The organism is Synechococcus sp. H60.2, from assembly GCF_047462315.1.
In the GTDB taxonomy this organism is placed as follows: domain Bacteria; phylum Cyanobacteriota; class Cyanobacteriia; order Thermostichales; family Thermostichaceae; genus Thermostichus.
Genome location: NZ_JANSIZ010000027.1, coordinates 1 through 19,376 on the forward strand (window position 1 = coordinate 1; position 19,376 = coordinate 19,376).

A 19,376-nucleotide genomic window follows, 5' to 3' on the forward strand; every position below is an offset into this window, starting at 1 on the left:
CCTGATAAGCTGTTACAACTCTTTGCCGTAGATCCAAAGAATGGGTTGGCATCTCTTCCTCTCCTTCCTCTTGCAACCTGTACCCCACTTTAAACAGGCTGTAGGAGACCACTACTCCTGGTTGACAGCGGCTCTTCAACGCAAGGTCAGTCAGGGCACACGCAGTTCTCGGCGCAGGTGTCGGCAACTGCTGCAACGGCTGTCTGGTAGGGAGGGGCGCTTTCCAACCTGGGTGAATCACTGCATCTCTAAAGCGATTGTTTCTGGGGCCAGAGCTACCTGTAGCACCATTGCCTTGGAAGACTTGACTGGGATGAGGCCTCCGGCCCGCTGGCGCGAGCGGGAACGTGTCAACCAACAGTCCCGCAACAAGACAGAGCGGCGGCGGTTGAACGGTTGGGCGTTCTACCCGTTGAGGCAATTTTTGCACTACAAGGCAGTAAGAGCAGGAGTCAAGGTTGCGGTGGTTCTGCCTGCCTACACTTCGCAGATCTGCCACCGGTGCTTGTGGCTTGGCCAGTGGGAAGGGAAGCGTTTTCGTTGTGTGAACCCGGCCTGTGGTTGGGAAGGGGATGCAGATTTTACCACTCGCGTTAGCGGGACGGAGTCCTTTGTAATTGCGCTTTTGGGGGCTGCTGTAAACCGGCCTGCTCCCCTACATCCCCCCGTATACGGGGGGACAGAGGGGGGTTTGGGGTTGGCAGGCCAACTACAGGGCTACTGTTCGCGTCAGCGAGACGGAGTCCCTAAGCCCCCGGCTGAAGTCGGGGGAAGTTTACGTTCGTGGTTGCTGATAGCCACCGGTCAAAGGCTGCAAGAAGGGGCAGGTGGGAAAAGAGGGCAACTCGGGGCAGATTATTCCCAAACTAAGCTGAGATCGGCAACAAAGCCAGGGAGGACGGGATCCCCTTCGAGGTAAGCTGGGCGCTCCAGGACTTGGACGGGCTGAGCGGGGCGATAGACGTAAACTCGCTGGCTTTCCGGGTCAATCAGCCAGCCCAGTTGGGATCCGTTTTCGAGGTACTCCTGCAGCTTGGCCTGCAAAGCGGCCAGGTCGTCGGAAGGGGAGCGCAATTCCAGGACAAAATCTGGACAAAGGGGTGCAAAGCGGCGGCGCTGCTCTGGAGTAAGCTGCTGCCAGCGCTCCTTGGTAATCCAGGCGGCATCGGGAGAGCGAATGGCCCCATTGGGGAGGGCAAAGCCGGCAGAAGCGTCGAAGGCCACGCCACGCTGGGTTTGGCGGTTCCATTGCCAGAGTTGGGCGCTGAGGCTCAGGTTTTGGCGACTGCTATCGCTGCCAACAGGGGCCATGGCAACTAGCTCCCCTTGGGCGGTGCGCTCCAAGCGCAGCTCAGGGTTCTGCCGGCAAATCTGTTCAAAAACTTCATCGGTCAACTCCAGGCTGGGCCGTAAGTTGAGGGAGATCACGGCTTGAGGGATCCCGTTCAGAGGATTTGAGGATGGGCTGGCGCTATTGTAGTCTTTTGGATCCCTCACCCCCAACCCCTCTCCCAGAGGGAGAGGGGAGGAAGGCAGTGCGGATTCGATCCAGGGCTACGGGGAGATTGGTTTCTACCAAGTGGCTACTCAGGCGCACAAAGCGCAGTCCTAGGCTTTCCAGCAGTTCCTCTCGTTGGCGATCCAAATCTTTTTGGTGCCTGTGGATTGGCCATCGACCTCTACAATCAAAGCCTCTTCCTTGCAGAAAAATTGACCACGAATGTGCCGATCGGTTGCTGCCGCCGAAATTTGCGCCCCTCCAACTTGCGATTACACAGCGCTTCCCACAAAATCCCCTCAGAAGGTGTAGATTCCCGCCGCAGTTGTCGAGCCACCTCCTGCATCTTCTTCTAAATTGCTGGAGGAACTTTCCATTTCTCTGACTCCCCCTCGCCTTGTGGAAGAGGAGGTTGGGGGTGAGGGCGCTAACCGGTAGCCTGTCCTGAAAATCGCGGTGGAATTTCAATCAGAGCTTTATTGATGAGAACGGCCACCGGGTTTGAGTCACTGGCATAAGCCTTGAGCCCCAACCGCTGCACCTCCAGCGGGATCGCTCCCCCGCCAGCAAAGGGGTCGTAAACTGGCGGCGCGTACTTAGCAGTAGACTCCCTGATGGCCTGGGGATCTGTGGGCGGCTCCTCACCGCGATCCCAGGCCAAACAGCGGCCAATCTGCCGTTGGGTCGCCTCCAGAACGCCGGACTTGGGATCGCTCACAGCGTCCCAAGAAACCAGGCCCGGTACCACCTGCTTGGTTTTGCCGCCCTTGTCTTTTCAATGCGCGCTGACACTCCCACCACCTAAAGGCAGGGGATTCTTACGCCGTTCAAAAACAAACTCATAAAAGCGCTGTCAAGACGCCTCTAGAGAATTCCTTGAGGCAAAGCCCCAAGGTTCTGCTGGCTTTTCTGTTCGCGTCAGCGCGACGGAGTCCTTGCAGCTTAGCTCAGACGTTAGTATCTTCCGGACGCTTGCCACTGGTCGGGTTTTTCACCGTCTTAGGGGCGCGCCTGGGAACAGTACACCCCGGTGACAACTACACTATTATTGATGAGCAACTAAAGTCGCTGGCGGGCTTTTCCGCCCCGCACTACTCGCGTCAGCGGCGCGGAGCGCTGAGTACAGGGCTACCAAGCTATCCCTCTGTGTGCAAAGTCAGCCAAGGAAAGGCTTGTTCACGCAAAAGGCTGTACTCCCAGGTTGGCTACCCCGGATTCCCCAGGCCACGGCTTGCCTTCCCCTCTCCTACTGCCCCAAGGACTGCAGCCAGCCGATGAGAGTAGTTCCGGATAAGGCTTCAAAAAGGATTAGGGCAACAAAGCCGATCATCGCCAAACGCCCGTTCAAGCGCTCTGCATAGTCGGTGAAGCCCACCCGCGGAACAGTGTCCACGTACATCTCCGGCTCAATGGCGTAGTTGTTGAGACGGCCACCTTCTTCAACTACGACGGAGCGATATTTGCTCATAGGATTCTCCTTGCTCTTTCTCTACCAGCGTAGCGCGCTCCACATAAGATTGTAAAGTTTTGTTTACAACTTTGTTCACCCCCGCAATAAGCCGACACTGACTAGGCCAGGAAGAGCTTGTAGGCCGGATTGCGGCTTTCGTCCCAGTAGCGATAGTTCAGGGTATCCAGAAAGCGCTGCCAGGCGGGCATTTCCCAGCTGGGCACTTGCATGCCGATGAGGACGCGACCGTAGTCGGCGCCGTTGTTGCGGTAGTGAAAGAGGCTGATGTTCCAGTTGGGGCTCATGCAAGACAAGAACTGCATTAGGGCCCCGGGCCGCTCCGGGAACTCGAAGCGGTAGAGCAGCTCGTTCTCGGCCAAGGGGGAGCGCCCCCCCACCATGTGGCGTAGATGCAGCTTGGCCAGCTCGTCGTCGGTGAGATCCAAGGTCTTAAAGCCAGCCCGCTCCAGATCCAGGGCCGCTGCCTGGGCATCGGCCCGATCCCGCACCTGTAGGCCGACAAAGATGTGAGCTTCTTGGGTATCGGCGATGCGGTAGTTGAACTCGGTGAGGTTGCGCTGGCCGATGTGGGCGCAGAACCGGCGCAAGCTGCCCCGCTCTTCGGGGATGGTGACGGCGAAAATGGCCTCCCGCTGTTCGCCGATCTCGGCTCGCTCGGCCACAAAGCGCAGGCGGTCGAAGTTCATATTGGCCCCGCTGGCCACCGCCACCAGGGTCTGTCCCTGGATGCCGGTGCGGCTGACGTAGGCTTTGAGGCCGGCAATGGCCAAGGCGCCGGCGGGCTCCAAAATAGAGCGGGTATCTTCAAAGACATCCTTGATGGCGGCACAGGTGTCGTCGGTGCTCACCAAGAGGATCTCGTCCACGTACTGCTGACAGAGGCGGAAGGTTTCTTCCCCCACCTCTCGCACCGCCACCCCATCAGCAAACAGGCCTACCTGGGAGAGGCGCACCCTTCGGCCAGCTCGTAGGGAGCGGTACATGGCGTCGGCGTCCAGTGGTTCTACCCCGATGATTTTGATCTCCGGGCGCAGGCGCTTGACGTAGGCGGCGATGCCCGAGATCAGGCCGCCCCCGCCAACGGCGACGAAGATGGCGTGGATGGGCTGTTGATACTGGCGCAGGATCTCCATGCCGATGGTGCCCTGGCCGGCAATCACCAAGGGATCGTCGAAGGGATGGATGAAGGTCAAGCTCTTTTCAGCTTCCAGTTGCCGCGCGTAGGCGTAGGCGTCGTCGAAGGTGTCGCCGTGCAAGACCACCTGGGCCCCCCGCGCCCGCACCGCCTCTATCTTCACCTGGGGGGTGGTGACGGGCATCACAATGACCGCGTGGGTGCCCAGTCGCTGCGCTGCCAGGGCCACTCCTTGGGCGTGGTTGCCGGCAGAAGCAGCGATGACTCCTTGGGCCAGTTGCTCCGAGGGTAGGTGGGCCATCTTGTTGTAGGCCCCCCGCAGCTTGAAGGAGAAAACCGGCTGCAGATCTTCCCGCTTGAGCCAGACCTGGTTGTTCAGGCGGCGGGAGAGGTTAAAAGCCGGCTCCAGGGGGGTTTCTTGGGCGACGTCGTAAACGCGAGCCGTGAGGATCTGAACAAGATAGTCACAATACATTGGGATGTATCGACGTCGATAGGGTTGAAAAAGGTCGAAAAATGTTGCTCCCGGTGGTGCGGGCTGCTCAAACGGGCAATGGATATTATCCCAGGGATCCAGCCCTTCTCAAGCGAGGGGGGCTTGGGGATAATAGCAGGGGCAATGGGAGAAAAAGCGATGTCGGTGCAGGAAAAGTTGAAGGCGCTGCTGGAGGGCCAGCCGGTGGCCAGCTTAGCAGTGCTGGATCAGGGCTCCCCAGCAGTGTCGTTGGTGCCCTTTGTGGTGCAGTGGGATCCCTTGCGCTTTGCCATTGTCATCAGCGACCTTTCTGCCCACACCCAGGCTTTGCGGGCGGATCCGCGAGCCAGCCTGCTCATCCACGAGCCGCCCACGGCGGGGGATCCCCGCAGCAACCACGCTTTGCCGCGGGTGATGGTGAGCGGAAAAGCCCAGTTCCTCAGCCGCGAGGAAGCCCAAGCCAAGGGGTTCGAGGCTCTTTATCGTGCCAAGTACGAGATAGCCGAGATGATCCTCGGCCTAGCGGACTTCCACTTCTGCCAGATCACCCCCACTGGCGGCAGCTTCATTCAGGGGTTTGGCCAGGCCTTCCGGCTGAGCGGCCCCAACCTGGAGCAACTGGAGCACCTCGGTCGCTCTTAGGCGGGAGAACCCAGACCTCCCCCCTTGCGAGAAAAGTTAGGCCAATTCCAACTTCCCTCCTCTGGGAGAGAGGCGCTGCTAGGGGATCCTGAGCTCAGGTTTTCGGGTGGGATCCCGGATCCAAGCCAGCAGCAGTGGGTTGACCAGCTCTGGGGCCTCGTCTTGGGGGCAGTGGCCAACTCCCGGCAGGGGGATGAACCCCACCACGCAGGGGAACTCGGCCAAGGCCCGCCCTAGAGCAATGGGCTCCCAGGGATCCGCCTCTCCCCAGAGGATGAGGACGGGGCAGGTGACCTGGGGCAGGAGATCTTCGGCCAAGGGCCCCTGGGAGTAGCGCACAAAGGCCAAGAAAACCTCTGCCGCCCCCGGATCGAGGGCCGGTCGCAGCAAAAGCTGCACCAGGTCTTCCGTAACCGCCTCCTTGCGCCCATAGGCTTGGAGGAGGATGTTGCGAATGGCCCGGGGCTGGGCTATTTGGGCAAAGAAAAACCGCCCAAAAGGGGGCCACCCTAGCAAGGACTGGATGAGGGGAGTGGTTCGGCGGCGCAGCCAAGAGATCTGGCGACGCTTGCGCTCGTGCAACAGCCGCAGCGAGGGATCCAACATCGCCACCCCCAAGACCTGGCCTGGCTGCAAAACAGCCGCCTGCAAGGCCACAATGCAACCAATGGAGTTGCCCACTAGATAAGCTGGCTCCCCCACCACCTCCCGCCCAAAATCGGCCACCTGGGCGCCCCAGGTTTCAAAGGTGTAGGGGAAAGGGGATCCTGGCAAGGGCTTGGCGGATCCCCCAAACCCCAGCAGATCCAGGGCGTACACGCGGCAGTGCCGCCCCAGCTCCGGCAAATTTTTCCGCCAGTGGTCACTGCTGGCCCCAAAACCGTGGATAAGCACCACTGCTGGGCCAGCGGATCCCGCCTGTTGGTAGCGGATGGACTGGCCCTGCCAGAGCCAGCGCCCCTCGCGGGGGGCCAAGACGCTTGGAGAAGGCTGTTCGGAGAGCATGGGGATCCCTGGCCGGTGTTTTTGGTCTCACCCCGAAGGATGGCGCTCTTTTTTGTTGGCACAATTTGGATGGGGAAGCAAGTTCTCTCCCTAGGCCTGTGGCAATGTCATTGGTAACTTACCCCCTTTTGGGCGTCAACCTGCACCTAGCCCTGCCGGAAGCTCATCTGCAGAGCTATACCGCCTGGATTGAAGCCCGCATCAACCAGGGCCAGGGTGCCCAGGTGGTCACCTGCAACCCGGAGATGATCATGCAGGCGCAGCAGGATCCGGCCTTTGCCCAAGTGCTGCAGGAGGCTGAGCTGGTGATCCCAGACGGCATTGGGGTGGTGTGGGCCTTGCGGCGGCAGGGGATCCGTGTCCAGCGGGTGCCAGGGATCGAGTTGGCTGAAGCTTTGATCTCGCGAGCAGCAGAACGGAGGTGGCGCTTGGCCTTGGTGGGAGGAAGGCCGGAAGTCAACCGGGCAGCGGTTCAGCAGTGGCAAGCTCGCTTTCCCTCTCTGTCCATTTGGGGCCATCACGGCTACTTCTCTGGCGCCGAAGAGGAAAAACTGCTGCAAGCTCTCCAAAAAATTCAACCCCAACTGGTGTGGGTGGGGCTGGGATCCCCGCGACAGGAGCTGTGGATCTGCCAGCGGCGGGCCCTTCTGCCCCAGGCCATCTGGATGGGGGTGGGGGGCAGCTTCGACATTTGGGCTGGGCAAAAACGACGGGCCCCCCGCTGGTGGCGTGACCATCACCTGGAATGGTTGTATCGTCTCTATCAGGAACCCTGGCGCTGGCGACGCATGTTGGCTTTGCCCAGGTTTGCCTGGCGGGTGCTGTGGGATCCCTCTTCTCCCTCGCGCTCCTAGCCTGGCAGCTCCACTCGTTCTCTTCTGTCTAAGCGTTTTACCATGATGCTTGGTCAGCACACTGGCTACGCTCCTCGCCTTCACCCTTGGGCTGGTACAACCCCCAACCCCTCCCTCCCCGCCCCAACCGACCCAGAAACCACCTTGGGCCTCTACCCCAAGCCCCAGCCCGGATCCCTGCCGGCCCCAGGTAGCGCTGAGAGCATGGTGTCGTTGCAGGGGGTGAGCAAGGTCTTTCCCAACGGCAACTGGGTTTTCCGAGATGTGAACCTAGAGGTGCGCCGCGGCGAGTTTGTGTTCGTAACCGGAGTGTCGGGGGCAGGCAAGTCCACCCTGCTACGGCTGCTCTACGGGGCCGAACAGGCCACCGAGGGCACGGTGATAGTGGATCAGGTGTGTCTGTTTTCTTCGGAAGGTCGGCGGCGGCCCTACTGCATCCCGCCCCGCCCTCTGGCAATGTTGCGGCGGCGCTTGGGGGTGGTTTTTCAAGACTATCGCCTCTTGGCCAATCGCACCCTGGCGGAAAATGTGGCCTTTGTGCTGCGGGCCCAGGGACTTTCCCCAGCAGAGATCCACCGCCGCCTGGGGCCAACTTTGAAGATGGTGGGGCTGACTGAGAAGCGGGATCACTTCCCCCACGAGCTTTCGGGAGGGGAGCAACAGCGCCTCAGCTTGGCCCGCGCCATTGTCAACATGCCCGTCTTGTTGCTGGCAGACGAGCCAACGGGAAATCTGGATCGGGAAAACTCGCTCTTGGTTCTGCAGATCCTGGAGCGGCTCAATTCCTTTGGCGTGACGATCCTCATGACCAGCCACGACCCCTATCTGGTGGAGCGGGCGGGTCACCGGGTGGTGCGCCTGGAAGGAGGACGCCTGTATGATCTGCGCTGAGGCGCTGCATAGGGTGGGAATCCTGAAGATTGGGTTTACTGGCAGTGTTGGGCGGTAAACAGCATGCAATCTCTCTCCCGATTTCTCAACAAAATCCGCTACCTCCTGCAGGAAACTTTTTTGGGGTTGCGGCGGGGAGGCTGGCTAAACTGGGCGGCGGTGAGCACCCTGTTGGTGTTGCTGTTTCTGGTGGGAATCGGCGTTGAGCTGTCTTGGGGGGTGGATGCAACAGTCCAGTCTCTGGGGGGGCAACTGGAGATCTCCGTCTATCTAGAGCCGGAAGGCCGGGGGGTGGATTTGCAACCCCAAGTTGCCCAACTGCCTCATGTGGCGGAGGTGAGGGTCATCACCAAAGAGCAAGCTTGGCGCGACCTTTTGCTGGAGATGGGGATCCAGGATGAGGCGACCCTGGAGACTCAGTTGGGGGAGAACCCTTTGGTGGATGCCCTGCGGGTCAAAGCCGATTCTGCCGGAGCCCTGGGGGAGGTGGCGGCACAGATTCGCCAATTGGAAGGGGTAGACGAGGTGTACTACGGCAGCCGCATTGTGGAGCAACTGGCCCAAATCCAGGAGGTGCTACGTCTGGGATCCCTGAGTATCACCGGGGTGTTGGCCCTGACAGCAGTGGCTGTGATCACCACCACCATTCGCCTGGTTGTCATGGCGCGGCGCCGGGAGATTGAGGTGATGCAACTGGTGGGGGCGACGGCGACCTGGATTTACTTGCCCTTTATTTTGCAGGGCTGCCTGTTCGGGGTAGTCAGCGCGCTAGGGGCTTGGGGCTTGGTTCTGGGATCCCGACAGTTGCTGCAGGAGGCGCTGGATCGGTTGATTGCGCTGCCCTTCCTCAAGGTAGTGCAGGCCGATCCCGGCCAGGGAGAGTTTTGGTTTCTGCTGCCGCTGTTGCTGGGGATGGGGGTTTTTCTGGGCACCAGCAGCAGCTTGATTGCGGTGCGCAAGTCGGTGGGACGTTGGTTTTGATCGGGGATCCCTCACCCTGGGCCGGGCTGATGCCCTTATGAGCTGCCGAGAGGTTTGCTACGATAAAAGGTTACTTGGTAACAAAACCGACAAGGCAGGACTCCGACAATGACCTTGCGCAACCCTCACTTGGGCATCGACAACGACGAGCTGATGCGTCGGGTAGAGGCGTTAATTAACGCTTCCAAAAACCGCTATCGCATCACGGTGCAGGTGGCCAATCGGGCCAAGCGTCGCCGCTACGATGATCCCAACGATGTGGAAGAGGGCTGGATGAAGCCCATTCGCCGCGCCATCATCGAGATGTCGGATGAACTGACCGAGCCGGAAATCATCGGCGACGAGTAGCTTTGGCCCTGTCGCAACTGCAGGCCGGCTAGGCGGCTAAGGGCGATGAAGACCCTCGGCAGGAACCTGGTCTGTGAGGTCTTCTGGGTCAGGATCTCTTTCCCGTGGACGGGCCTCGAGCCGCGACTCCATCAGGCGCAGCAGGCGGTGGGTCTCCTCTGGGCTGAGGCCCTGGATGCGCATCTCCAAGGGGCTGTGGAACCAGAGGGTTTGTTGCGGAAACGGAATCCGGATCCCGGCTTGGTCGAAGGCATGCTTGAGGCGACGGCGATATTCCCGCGCCACCCGCCACTGCTGTAGGGGCTGCACTTTGATCCAGATGCGCAGGGTGATCCCCCGCTCCCCCAGGTCATCGACGCCGTGCATCTCGGGGGGCTCGAGGATTTTGTCCCGCCAAGCCGGCTCCCGGTACATCTGGAGCGCCACCTGCTCGGTGATGCGGATCGCCTGTTCCAGGTCGTTTTCGTAGGCGATCACGATCCCCAAATCCACCCGCGACCAGCCGTTGGAGAGGTTCTCCACCACCCGAATGGCGCTGTTGGGAATGGAGATCAGGCTGCCTTCGGTGTTGCGCAACTGGGTTAGCCGCAGATCCATGTGTTCCACCAGGCCGCTCCGCCCGTCCACCACGATCACATCTCCTTCGGCAAATTGGTCTTCCAGCAAAATCAACAGCCCGTTGATCACGTCTTTGATCAAATCCTGGGCAGCCAGGGAAATCCCCAGCCCGATGAAGCCCAGGCTGGCCACCAAAGGGCCGATATTCACCCCCACTGAGGCCAAGCCGACCAGGGATCCCAGCAAAACCAGCGCGGTGGCTGTCACTCCTTTGGAGACACTGGCAAAGGTGCTGAGGCGTTTGCTGAGGCGATAGGTGGGGGCATTTTGCCACTGCTCCTGGCGCAAGGCGGCGAAGAGGCCGTCCAGCAGCAGGCTGCTCAGCCAAACACTGCCATAAGTCGCCAGGCCCACCCCTGCCAAGCGCAGCAGAGGGCCGCGCAGCGAGACCAGGAGAAACGTTTGCAAGGGGCGTGTTTGGGGGAAAAGGCCCAAACTCACCCCAACGCCGCCCGTCCACAGGCCAACCTGCACCAGGCGCAGCAGACGAATGTGCAGCTCCAAATAGGATGCCTGCCGTTTGCGCCCTGCCTGTTGTTCAACCAAGACGGGATCCGCGCCCGGCTCCCCCTGGAGGCGCTCCTGCACCTCTGCTTGGATGGCCTGGTACTCCGCCTGCAGGGCATCGCGTTTTTGCTGCAGCCGTCGTCGTTCTCGCTGACAAAGCCGGCTCAGGCTCCCCGCTGCTGCCAGAATGGCGAGGGCTATCAGGGCTTGGCGGCGCAAAAATTGAGGCTGCCGTTCCCGCTGCCAGGTGCGCAGGGCCTCCTCGACAATGCCCGCCACCTGTTCAGCCCAATCCATCGGCTGGCTGCCCTGAAGCTGAGCGTCCAGAGAGGTGATGGTCATCAAATGTCGCCCATTCACCCGGATCACCGGCTGGTTGGTTTGGCTGTCGAGGACGACCTCCACCTGCAACGTTTCTGGGTCGAAGCCCGACTGGGCCAACTGGCGCAGGGTTTGTTCGATGGAGCGGGCCCGCTGCGACACCGGCGGCACGCTGCCGGGATCCCCCTGCGGTGCGGCGACCAAAAACAGCCGCCGTCCATCCAGCGTCACGGCCTCCGTTTGGATGGAGGCGGTGGGCAGGCTGAGCGCCTGCCGCAGCTCTTCCAGAGCATGTAAGGGGTTGAGCAAAGGCCGGTTGGAGGCGGTGCCGTTGTTTTGAGAAGTTTCCTGACCCCATGCCGGCTCGATGGCCGGGGATAGGGCGAGGGACGTGCCGAAAAGGAGCGGCCAAAGCAGGGATCCCGCTGTTCTCCGCCTCGATCTACTTGAAGCTTGCAGATTGTGCGGCATGAGCCGATGCTGAAGTTCTTCCCATCAATCTAAGAAGAAGAAAGCAATGCCGAGAATGGCATAGGTGGCCAAGAGCAACAGCCCCTCCAGCCAGTTGGAGCGGCCGTCGCTGCTGACGGAGTTGACCAGCAACACCGAGACGGCGATCGCCACCAGCTCCACTGTGCCGAAGTTAAAGTTCATCGGCTGGCCCAGCAGGTCGCCGGCCAGCACCAGCAGGGGCGCCACGAACAGGGCAATTTGCATCGTCGAGCCCAGAGATACTGAAAAGGAGAGATCCATCTTGTCTTTCATGGCCACCGTGATTGCCGTCGCATGTTCGGCTGCATTGCCGATGATCGGCAACAAGATCACCCCCATAAACAGCGGTGTCATGTGCAAGCGTTCTAGGGCAGCCTCCAAGGTGTCCACCAGCAACTCCGACTCAAGAGCCACCAACACCGTCAGCCCCAAAAGGGCCAACACCCAAGGCCATAGCCCAGGCTGCTCGGGCGGGGCCGTCAACACCTGGGGAATGGATCCTTCTGCCTGCAAAACTGGATTGGGAGCAAGGCGGGCAGCGGCTTCATGTTCTGCCGCTTCTGCCTCGTGAATGGTGTAAAGGTAGCTGTGGGTTTTGAGGGAAAACAGCAAAGTGAGGCCATAAACCCCGATCAGCACCAAGGCCACCGCCGTGGAGAGCTCTTGGATGGAGAGCGCTCCCAAGTTGGCGTCGGCATAGGTCACCACGCTGGGCAAGATCAGGGCCACCACCGCCAGGTTCATCACCGAGGCGTTCATGCGGGCCACCTCGGGCCGAAAGCTTTGCTCGCGAAACTTGATGCCGCCCAAAAACATGGCCAGCCCGGCCACCAGCAGCAGGTTGCTGATGATCGAGCCGGTGATCGAGGCTTTCACCACCTCCACCAGCCCTGCCCGCAGCGCCACCAGGCCAATGATTAGCTCGGTGGCGTTGCCAAAGGTGGCGTTGATCAGCCCCCCGATGGTCGGCCCGGTCAAGGCAGCGATTTCCTCCGTGGCCTGACCGATAAACTTGGCCAAGGCCACCACTGCCAAAGCGGCACAGAGGAAGACCCAATTGGGATCCCAGCCTCGGAAGTGCCCCACCCAAGATAGAGGAACTCCCGCCAGCAGCAGGAACATCAGGCCGTTCAAACCTCTCTGCCAACCTGCTGCAGAGCGATCCGGAGAACCCAGAGAATTTGCATCGGCCAGGGTCATAGTTCCAGGGAAGTAGAGGCTGATAGAGAGTTTCCGAAGTGTGGCGGCGGCTGCAGCCGTCTGACTGTGGGGAAAGAAGGCTCTGCCCAAGACAAGAGCCGCCTTTAGGTCGATGGACAGGGCAGGCGGCCCTCCAAAGCAGTCTAGCTGCTGCCAGGGAGGCTTGGGTAGGTGCTGCCATTAGAGGGAGATGACTCGATGGCGCTGCAGCAGGCGGAGGATCTCAGCTTCCAGTTGATCCAGCAGGCGCTGCGGATCGCCGATTTTCAAAAAGCTGCTGCCCTCCACCCCGAAGGGGAAGGATCCCTCGATGCCGTCCCGGGGCAGTTGCACCAGCAGCAGTTGCTCGGGGCGCTTCGCTTGCAGGGCATAGCCCAACTCCAGACAGACCTGGGGACTGGGCAAGGGGCGCCCTCGGCCATTCACCTGCACCGGGGTGACATCGGCCACCACCAGCAGCGCATGCTTGAGCTTGCGAATCAGCGCTGCGTCGATTAGAGGTGTCTCGCTGTCAGCGGGCGGGGATCCCTGCAGTTGCAGCGGCAGAACCGGCTGGTGATGGCGGTTAATGGTCTCCACCACCGCCTGCAACGCTTGGTGCAGCGTGGCGCTGGAGTCGGGATAATCCGCTTGGCCGCAGAAGTAGATGGCCGGCTCCGTCATGTTCAGGGTGGCCCGCTTGTTGAAGTAGATCTCGCGGCTGATCAGATCGAGGTTGGAGATGCTATAGGCACCGCTGCCCTCGATGTAAAACTCCACCAGCTCCCCTTCCAAGTAGCGTTGCCACCAGACAGAGGCCTTCACCTGCTCCACATCGTCGAGGAAATCGGCTCGCATCGCCGTTTTCAGCAGGCCAGTACGGCTTAGGCGCAAGTCAGGGGCTCGCTGTTGAACTTGGGAGGCAGACAACACCGAATCCAAATACCAGGCTTTCAAAACGATGATCGCCATCGGATCCCTCTGCGCTTAGCCTCAAAGGTACCTGATTTTGGCCGGGAGCGTTATCGCGGTATGGAAGTCAGCCCAGGTGCAGGGCCAGATCCAGCAGCCGGTGAGCCAGGGCCGGTTTGGTGGTCAACGGGAGCAGTTCCGGGCTGCCCTGCCGCGGGATCCAGTAGCCTTGGTTGTGGCTGCTGCCAAAGCCACTGTCCGGTTGGTCGATGGGGTTAGCCACAATGGCATCCAGCCCTTTCTGCTGCAGCTTCTCCTTGGCCGGGGGGAGGGGATCCCCACTTTGGGCGGCAAAGCCGATGAGGCGCTGGCCAGCACGTCTGTGGCGGGCCAAAGCTGCCACCAGGTCAGGGACGGGTTCTAAGGGCAGCATCTGGGGCAGTTCGCCTTTTGGCAGCTTCCCCGCGTAAACCTGGGCAGGGCGCACATCCCCCACAGCGGCAGCCATCCACAAGAGATCGGCCTGGGGAAACTCCGCCTGCAAAACTCTCTCCAGTTGGGCTGCCGTCTCCACCGGCACGGCCCGAATGGCGAAGGGTGCTGGATCAAAGGAGATCCCCAGCGGCCCATGCACCAGCGTGACGTTGGCCCCCCGGCAGGCGGCTGCCACTGCCAGCGCCACCCCCATCCGCCCACTGGCCGGGTTGCCGATAAAACGCACCGCGTCAATGGGCTCGCGCGTTCCCCCCGCCGTCACCAATAGCCGCTTACCCTGCCAGTCTTTTTTTCCCCCTGTCCAGAGCAGAGCCCGCACATACTCCTGCAGCGCCTCTGGCTCCAACATACGCCCTTCCCCCACCGCATCACAGGCCAGGCGGCCACTGGCAGTGGGCAAGGCCCAAAAGCGGGGATCCCGCTGCAGCCGCTGCCAATTCTCGGCCACTGCTTCAGCCTTCCACATGTGAGTATTCATGGCCGGTGCCAGGGCCACCGGACAGTGGCAAGCCAAAACCACATTGGTGAGCAAATTGTCCGCCAGCCCCTGGGCCACCTTGCCCAAGGTGTTGGCCGATAAGGGGGCAATGAGACAAGCTTCGGCCCATTCCCCCAGCTCGATGTGCAGCGGTCGTCCCCGCGTGGCTTGCCAAAACTCAGCATCGGTAAAAGCTGGCTGGCGAGACACGGTGGCAAATGTCAGCGGGGAGATAAACTGTTCTGCAGCTTTCGTCAAAACCACCCTCACCTCTGCCCCCTGCTGGGCCAGAGCAGATACCAAAGCCGCCGTTTTGTAGGCAGCAATTCCCCCACTCACCCCAACCAGCAGACGCCGCCCCGACCAGAAGGGATCCATACCAGAGAACACTCAAACAGCCTTGTTTCCAGTTTCCCTGCTTTTGCCTCCTACCAGTGACCCAACAGGAATCCCTCGCCCAAAGGTGCTAGCGCTCGGGCTGCAAAGCCCGCTGAGAACAGCACTTACGAGCCTATGGCTTGCCTGGGGAGAACCCCTCTTTGCGAAAGTCCGACCTCGACTCTACAGGTTCTGTTCCGCAGAGGGAATTCACTACCGCTGTTTTGCGCACTCGCCTCTTCAGATCCCATTCCGGTTGCCGAACTTATCCCCTCTAATAAGAAAGAGTTGAAGGCAACTCTATTGCAATCGCTATTTGTTTTTGGCTACACTAACTGTTGTCCTTGAACCATCTTGATATGACTACGACCGGTAAACCAAAACCACTCACTGGCCAAGAGCTCCTCGACAAGGTAACTTCGATGGGAAATGCGGATCGCAAGGAAAAAGCTCGCGCCTGTGGCTACGTCACCTATACCAAGAATGGTCAGGAGCGAGTGAATCTGATGCAGTTCAACAACGCCTTGCTGAAGGCAGTCGGTGTGGATCTCGATGCTAGTGATGAGAACGGTTCCCGCGGTCGGGCTCCGACTTACCGCGTTTCGGTTCACAAGAATGGCAACCTCCTCATCGGAGCTGCCTACACCAAGAAGATGGGCCTCAAGCCCGGGGATCAGTTCGAGATCAAGTTGGGCCACCACAACATCAAGCTAGAGCGCATCGACTGATTTCCTGTCGCCTGCCTTGTCGAGGTTCTCTCTGCTGATAACAGCGTTTCAGCTTGGGTAAAGCCCTCGATGGTTAGGGAAGGGCGAGATGCTTCTTTCCCTCCATCGTCATACTGCTTTTAGGCAGACAAGGGATCCTCGTATTCGTTGAGGATCCCTAGCTGTTTGTATCAATAGGTATCAATTGATGGCTAAAGCACAGAGGGCTTCGTTATTCTGACAAAAGTTAAAGTTCATGAGGGCGGCGGCAATGTACACTTCAACTGCACAGAACCTGGCTCGCCGCTGGCAAACTTGGGTGGGATTGGTGGTGTTGGCAGTGGTGTTTTGGGCCGTCCAGCCTCATCTGCAGGTTGAGTCGCAGTCAAATGCGCCGCTGCAGTGGGTCTCCTCGCAGCCAGCTCCTGAGCAGCAGGACGTTTTTGGGGACGGGAGCCTACGGCTGCAATTCAATCGGCCACTGGATCCCAGTCTACAACGGCTGGTGGTTCAGTTGGAGCCGCCGGCAGCGGTCGTTTTCGACGTGCAGGGAGACGAGTTGTTGCTTAAGTCTCGAGATCCCTTGCGCTTCAGCACCGACTACACCCTTACGCTTGCCCCCCAGGAGGGGCTGCCGCTGGAGCAGGCCATCCAACTGCGCTTTCGCACCGAGCTGCAGTTTACTGACGAGCGGGACATCAAACCGCTGCTGGAGGCCAGTTGTGTTGGCTGTCACCAGCCGGCGGGGCGACAGCGCACCCAGTTGCTGGATAGCTACGAGGCGGTTCTGGCCTACGTCAAGCCAGGGGATCCCAACAGCGAGTTGATCGCTCCCCGCTGGACCCGCCGCCACGCCACCCTTCTCAACGCCAACAATCCCAACCGCTCTCAGGCCCGCGGCGGATCCCCCGAGATCGCCTACATCCAAGCCCGTGGGCTGCCCCTCTCCCGTCTGGGCTTTTGGACGCCGGAGGAGGTGGAGATTGTCCGCACCTGGATTGTGCAGGATGGCGCCCCCCGCACCAGCGCCCGTGCCTAGAACTAGTCTCACCGCTATGACCGCTCCCCAACCTTTGGCCACGGTGATTCAGGGATCCCTGAGTCGGGGCTTGGAAGCTCGCCTCAACCCTGGCGTTTCGGTAGAAGACCTGCGGGTGGGCAAGTTTGTGGTGATTCAAGGGGAGCGCCACCGCTTCTTTGGCCTGCTCACCGACGTTACGTTAGCAACCAGCAACCCCCAGATCCTGGTCAACCCCCCCCGCCCGGAAGAGACCCTGCTGCAGGAGGTGCTGGCGGGTACCGGCACCTACGGGGTTATCGCCCTCACGCCAATGCTGATGTTGGTGCCGCGGCAGACGGAAGGGGAAAGGCTGTACCCCCTCATTGATCCCAACCGGCCAGAAGATGGCGGCCCCGCCCTTCCTGGTGCTGAGGCGATGGAGCTGCTGCCGGTGAAAACAGTGCCGGCCCACTTTTCCCAGGTGTACGAAGCGCGGGAGCTGGACTTTCGCACCGTCTTTGGCTGGGAAGAGGATCCAACTCGGCGCAACTTTGCCATCGGTCAGCCTCTGGACATGGCGGTGCCCATTTGTCTGGATTTGGATCGCTGGGTGGAGCGCAGCAACGGCATTTTCGGCAAGTCCGGCACCGGCAAATCCTTCCTGGCCCGCCTGCTCCTGGCGGGCATCATCCGCAAACGGGCGGCGGTGAACCTAATTTTTGATATGCACTCTGAGTATGGCTGGGAGGCGGCCAGCGAGGATAGGCAGGCCACTACCGTCAAGGGGCTGCGGCAGCTCTTCCCCGGCCAGGTGCAAATTTATACCTTGGATCCTGATTCCACCCAGCGGCGAGGGGTGCGGGATGCCCGTGAACTCTTCATTGCCTACAACCAGATCGAGGTGGAAGATCTGGCCCTGTTGGCGGAGGAGCTCAACCTCTCCGAGGCCAGCCTAGAAAACGCCATTATCCTGCGCAACGAGTTTGGCCGCGACTGGATTAACCGGCTCTTGAGCCTCTCCAACGCCGAGATCCAAGAGTTTTGCGAACAGAGGATGGGCAACAAGGCCTCCATCCTAGCCCTGCAGCGCAAGCTGACCCGCCTCGACGACCTCAGGTACATCCGCAACAGTCTGCCCCGCAACTACATCGGCGAGATCCTGGAGGCCCTTAGCCGCGGCATTCACGTGGTGATCGAGTTTGGAGCCCAGTCCAACCTGCTTTCCTACATGCTGGCAGCCAACGTGATCACCCGCCGCATCCACCAGGCCTATGTGCAGCAGACAGAGCGGTACCTGCAGTCCAAAAATCCCCTCGACCGGCCCCGGCAACTGTGCATCACCATCGAGGAAGCGCACCGCTTCCTGGATCCGCGGGCAGCCAAGCAGACCATTTTCGGCACTATTGCCCGCGAGATGCGCAAGTACTTTGTGACACTGCTGGTGGTGGATCAGCGCCCTTCCAGTATCGACAGCGAGGTGATGTCGCAGTTGGGCACCCGCATCACGGCCCTCCTCAACGACGAGCAGGATATCGAAGCTGTCTTTACAGGGGTAGCGGGCAGCCAGAACTTGAAAACGGTGCTGGCCAAGTTGGATTCGAAACAGCAGGCCCTGATCCTCGGCCACGCCGTGCCCATGCCGGTGGTGGTGCAAACTCGCCCCTATGACGAAAAGTTCTACGCCCAGATCGCCGATCCCGACTGGTCAGCGGCTGCCGATGCGGAGGTGCTTTGGGCAGCTCAAAAGGCCAAGGAGGAACTGGGGCTGTAGGGAGAGCTTCCCCAGAGGCCAGTCATCAGGCGCAGCAAAAAGCGCCGCAGCGGTGGGAAGAGGATCATTCCTTGCAAGACCAAGCGCCGCAAGACCACTAGGGGCCAGTAGGAGTTGGAGAAGGTGCGGGTCAGTAGATCCGTAAAGAGCAGCACCAGCCAGTTTTCCCAGCGGCGCCGGCGGCCGTAGCGGCACAGGACTTTGACATCTCCCAAATCCTCGTGCCGTCTGTAAGCCTCCAGCAGCACCTGGGCCAAGGCGGCGGCATCGCGGATGCCGAGGTTCAGCCCTTGGCCCGCCACTGGATGGCAGTGGTGAGCTGCATCCCCCACCAATGCCAGGCGGTGCTGATAGTAGCGGCGGCTCTGCCGCAGGCGAGCCGGGAAGAGCTGGGGGGAGTTCAACAAAGTAAGGCCGCCGCCCTGAGGGCCATAGTAGCGCTGCATCTCGGCCAAGAAGTCGGCCTGGGGGAGCGCCAGGGTAGCCTTGGCCTGCTCATGGGGCAGGATCCAGACCACTTGGCAGCGATTGCCGGGCAGGGGCAGGATGGCGAAGGGGCCAGCAGGCCAGAAGCGTTCGTAGGCAATGTTTTGGTGATCTTGGGCAGGGGCCACCAGGGCGGTGATACACGACTGCCAGTAGTCCCAGCCGTCGCTAGGGATCCCTGCCCCCTGGCGCACCTGGGAGCGCAGGCCGTCGGCAGCCACCACCAGAGCGGCGGCCAGCCGGCGCCAGCCTTGGGTTGTTTCCAGCTCCACCTCAGCCGCGGCCTTTCCATAGATGACCCTCTCCACCCTGGCTTCGTAGTAGCAGGTGATCTGGGGATCGGCGGCTACCCGCTCCTGGAGCACCTGCTGCAGCCAGCCATGTTCGCCGCAGTAGAAAACTGCCGTTTCCCCCACATCCTCCGGCCTAAACGTCACCCGCTGGGGAGCGTTGGCGTCGGTCAGAATCACCTGGGCAAAGGGTGTGATGTGGGGAGCCAGCGCCTCCCACACCCCGATGGCCCGAAAGATGCGGATCGAGAGCGGCGAAAGGGCATAGGCCAAGGGGCGCTGCCTAACTGCCTCAGCCGACTGGGCCTCAATGAGGGCCAAGCGCAAGCCGGATCCCTGCAGGGCACAAGCTAGGGTTAAGCCCGCAATGCCGCCGCCAACGATGATCACGTCGTAGAGGGCGTCTAGGGTCTCCGGAGGGGGAGCAAGGAGCGTCATTGTC

General features: G+C 60.8%; 19 protein-coding genes and 1 pseudogene. 9 read left to right on the forward strand and 11 right to left on the reverse strand.

Annotated elements, in window-relative coordinates; genetic code table 11:
• Positions 1-100: 100 nt before the first annotated feature.
• Positions 101-649 (forward strand): annotated as a pseudogene (locus tag NW845_RS05960) (zinc ribbon domain-containing protein); the annotation flags it as partial.
• 206 nt (positions 650-855) lie between these two features.
• Here NW845_RS05960 and NW845_RS05965 read toward each other — a convergent pair.
• The 5 genes from NW845_RS05965 to ilvA form a co-directional block, all read right to left on the reverse strand.
• The gene (locus tag NW845_RS05965) at positions 856-1,428 is read right to left on the reverse strand and encodes a Uma2 family endonuclease (RefSeq protein ID WP_414377503.1); all 573 of its coding nucleotides are present in this window, start codon (positions 1,426-1,428) and stop codon (positions 856-858) included.
• 257 nt (positions 1,429-1,685) lie between these two features.
• Positions 1,686-1,844 (reverse strand): DUF559 domain-containing protein, encoded by a 159-nt coding sequence (locus NW845_RS05970; protein ID WP_414364085.1) that lies wholly within the window; start codon positions 1,842-1,844, stop codon positions 1,686-1,688.
• A gap of 81 nt (positions 1,845-1,925) precedes the next feature.
• Positions 1,926-2,216, reverse strand: a complete 291-nt coding sequence (locus NW845_RS05975; protein ID WP_414377464.1) for a DNA adenine methylase — start codon at positions 2,214-2,216, stop codon at positions 1,926-1,928.
• A gap of 528 nt (positions 2,217-2,744) precedes the next feature.
• The gene (locus tag NW845_RS05980; RefSeq protein ID WP_414364083.1) at positions 2,745-2,966 is read right to left on the reverse strand and encodes a high light inducible protein; all 222 of its coding nucleotides are present in this window, start codon (positions 2,964-2,966) and stop codon (positions 2,745-2,747) included.
• A 101-nt stretch (positions 2,967-3,067) separates the two neighbouring features.
• Positions 3,068-4,579 (reverse strand): threonine ammonia-lyase, biosynthetic, encoded by a 1,512-nt coding sequence (ilvA, locus tag NW845_RS05985; RefSeq protein WP_414364082.1) that lies wholly within the window; start codon positions 4,577-4,579, stop codon positions 3,068-3,070.
• A gap of 144 nt (positions 4,580-4,723) precedes the next feature.
• Here ilvA and NW845_RS05990 point away from each other — a divergent pair, with 144 nt between their 5' ends.
• On the forward strand, positions 4,724-5,221 hold the full coding sequence (locus tag NW845_RS05990) for a pyridoxamine 5'-phosphate oxidase family protein (RefSeq protein WP_414377467.1): 498 nt from the start codon (positions 4,724-4,726) through the stop codon (positions 5,219-5,221).
• A 78-nt stretch (positions 5,222-5,299) separates the two neighbouring features.
• Here NW845_RS05990 and NW845_RS05995 read toward each other — a convergent pair whose 3' ends face one another.
• Positions 5,300-6,226 (reverse strand): alpha/beta fold hydrolase, encoded by a 927-nt coding sequence (locus tag NW845_RS05995; RefSeq protein ID WP_414364080.1) that lies wholly within the window; start codon positions 6,224-6,226, stop codon positions 5,300-5,302.
• A gap of 104 nt (positions 6,227-6,330) precedes the next feature.
• On the opposite strand from NW845_RS05995, the gene NW845_RS06000 reads away from it, so the two are divergent.
• The 4 genes from NW845_RS06000 to NW845_RS06015 all read left to right on the forward strand — a co-directional run bounded on the left by NW845_RS06000 (position 6,331) and on the right by NW845_RS06015 (position 9,300).
• Positions 6,331-7,080 carry a WecB/TagA/CpsF family glycosyltransferase gene (locus NW845_RS06000; protein WP_414377470.1) on the forward strand — a complete coding sequence of 250 codons (750 nt, stop codon included), beginning with the start codon at positions 6,331-6,333 and terminating at the stop codon, positions 7,078-7,080.
• A 42-nt stretch (positions 7,081-7,122) separates the two neighbouring features.
• The gene (locus NW845_RS06005) at positions 7,123-7,971 is read left to right on the forward strand and encodes a cell division ATP-binding protein FtsE (RefSeq protein WP_414364078.1); all 849 of its coding nucleotides are present in this window, start codon (positions 7,123-7,125) and stop codon (positions 7,969-7,971) included.
• A 63-nt stretch (positions 7,972-8,034) separates the two neighbouring features.
• The gene (locus tag NW845_RS06010; protein ID WP_414377473.1) at positions 8,035-8,952 is read left to right on the forward strand and encodes a cell division protein FtsX; all 918 of its coding nucleotides are present in this window, start codon (positions 8,035-8,037) and stop codon (positions 8,950-8,952) included.
• Between the two features lie 108 nt (positions 8,953-9,060).
• Positions 9,061-9,300 (forward strand): DNA-directed RNA polymerase subunit omega, encoded by a 240-nt coding sequence (locus NW845_RS06015; RefSeq protein ID WP_011429075.1) that lies wholly within the window; start codon positions 9,061-9,063, stop codon positions 9,298-9,300.
• 36 nt (positions 9,301-9,336) lie between these two features.
• On the opposite strand, the gene NW845_RS06020 is transcribed toward NW845_RS06015, so the two are convergent.
• From NW845_RS06020 to coaBC, 4 genes are all read right to left on the reverse strand, one after another.
• Positions 9,337-11,055 (reverse strand): mechanosensitive ion channel family protein, encoded by a 1,719-nt coding sequence (locus NW845_RS06020; RefSeq protein WP_414377475.1) that lies wholly within the window; start codon positions 11,053-11,055, stop codon positions 9,337-9,339.
• Between the two features lie 186 nt (positions 11,056-11,241).
• Entirely contained in the window at positions 11,242-12,360 is a 1,119-nt protein-coding gene (gene cax, locus NW845_RS06025) for a calcium/proton exchanger (RefSeq protein WP_414371998.1), read from the reverse strand.
• A gap of 258 nt (positions 12,361-12,618) precedes the next feature.
• Positions 12,619-13,389, reverse strand: coding sequence for a hypothetical protein (locus tag NW845_RS06030; RefSeq protein ID WP_414364075.1), 771 nt, complete (start codon positions 13,387-13,389; stop codon positions 12,619-12,621).
• 67 nt (positions 13,390-13,456) lie between these two features.
• Entirely contained in the window at positions 13,457-14,680 is a 1,224-nt protein-coding gene (coaBC, locus tag NW845_RS06035; protein WP_414372000.1) for a bifunctional phosphopantothenoylcysteine decarboxylase/phosphopantothenate--cysteine ligase CoaBC, read from the reverse strand.
• A gap of 359 nt (positions 14,681-15,039) precedes the next feature.
• Between coaBC and NW845_RS06040 the strand changes: the two genes are divergently transcribed.
• The 3 genes from NW845_RS06040 to NW845_RS06050 all read left to right on the forward strand — a co-directional run bounded on the left by NW845_RS06040 (position 15,040) and on the right by NW845_RS06050 (position 18,158).
• A complete protein-coding gene (locus NW845_RS06040; protein ID WP_011429082.1) occupies positions 15,040-15,408 on the forward strand; it encodes an AbrB family transcriptional regulator in 369 nt (122 codons plus the stop codon).
• Between the two features lie 250 nt (positions 15,409-15,658).
• Positions 15,659-16,426, forward strand: a complete 768-nt coding sequence (locus NW845_RS06045) for an Ig-like domain-containing protein (protein WP_414377478.1) — start codon at positions 15,659-15,661, stop codon at positions 16,424-16,426.
• 16 nt (positions 16,427-16,442) lie between these two features.
• Complete coding sequence (locus tag NW845_RS06050; protein WP_414377480.1) at positions 16,443-18,158, forward strand: helicase HerA domain-containing protein; 1,716 nt, start codon at positions 16,443-16,445, stop codon at positions 18,156-18,158.
• Here the strand turns inward: NW845_RS06050 and NW845_RS06055 are convergent.
• A complete protein-coding gene (locus tag NW845_RS06055; protein ID WP_414377482.1) occupies positions 18,128-19,372 on the reverse strand; it encodes an FAD-dependent hydroxylase in 1,245 nt (414 codons plus the stop codon). The two genes, NW845_RS06050 and NW845_RS06055, sit on opposite strands and share 31 nt — an antisense overlap.
• Positions 19,373-19,376 lie beyond the last annotated feature (4 nt).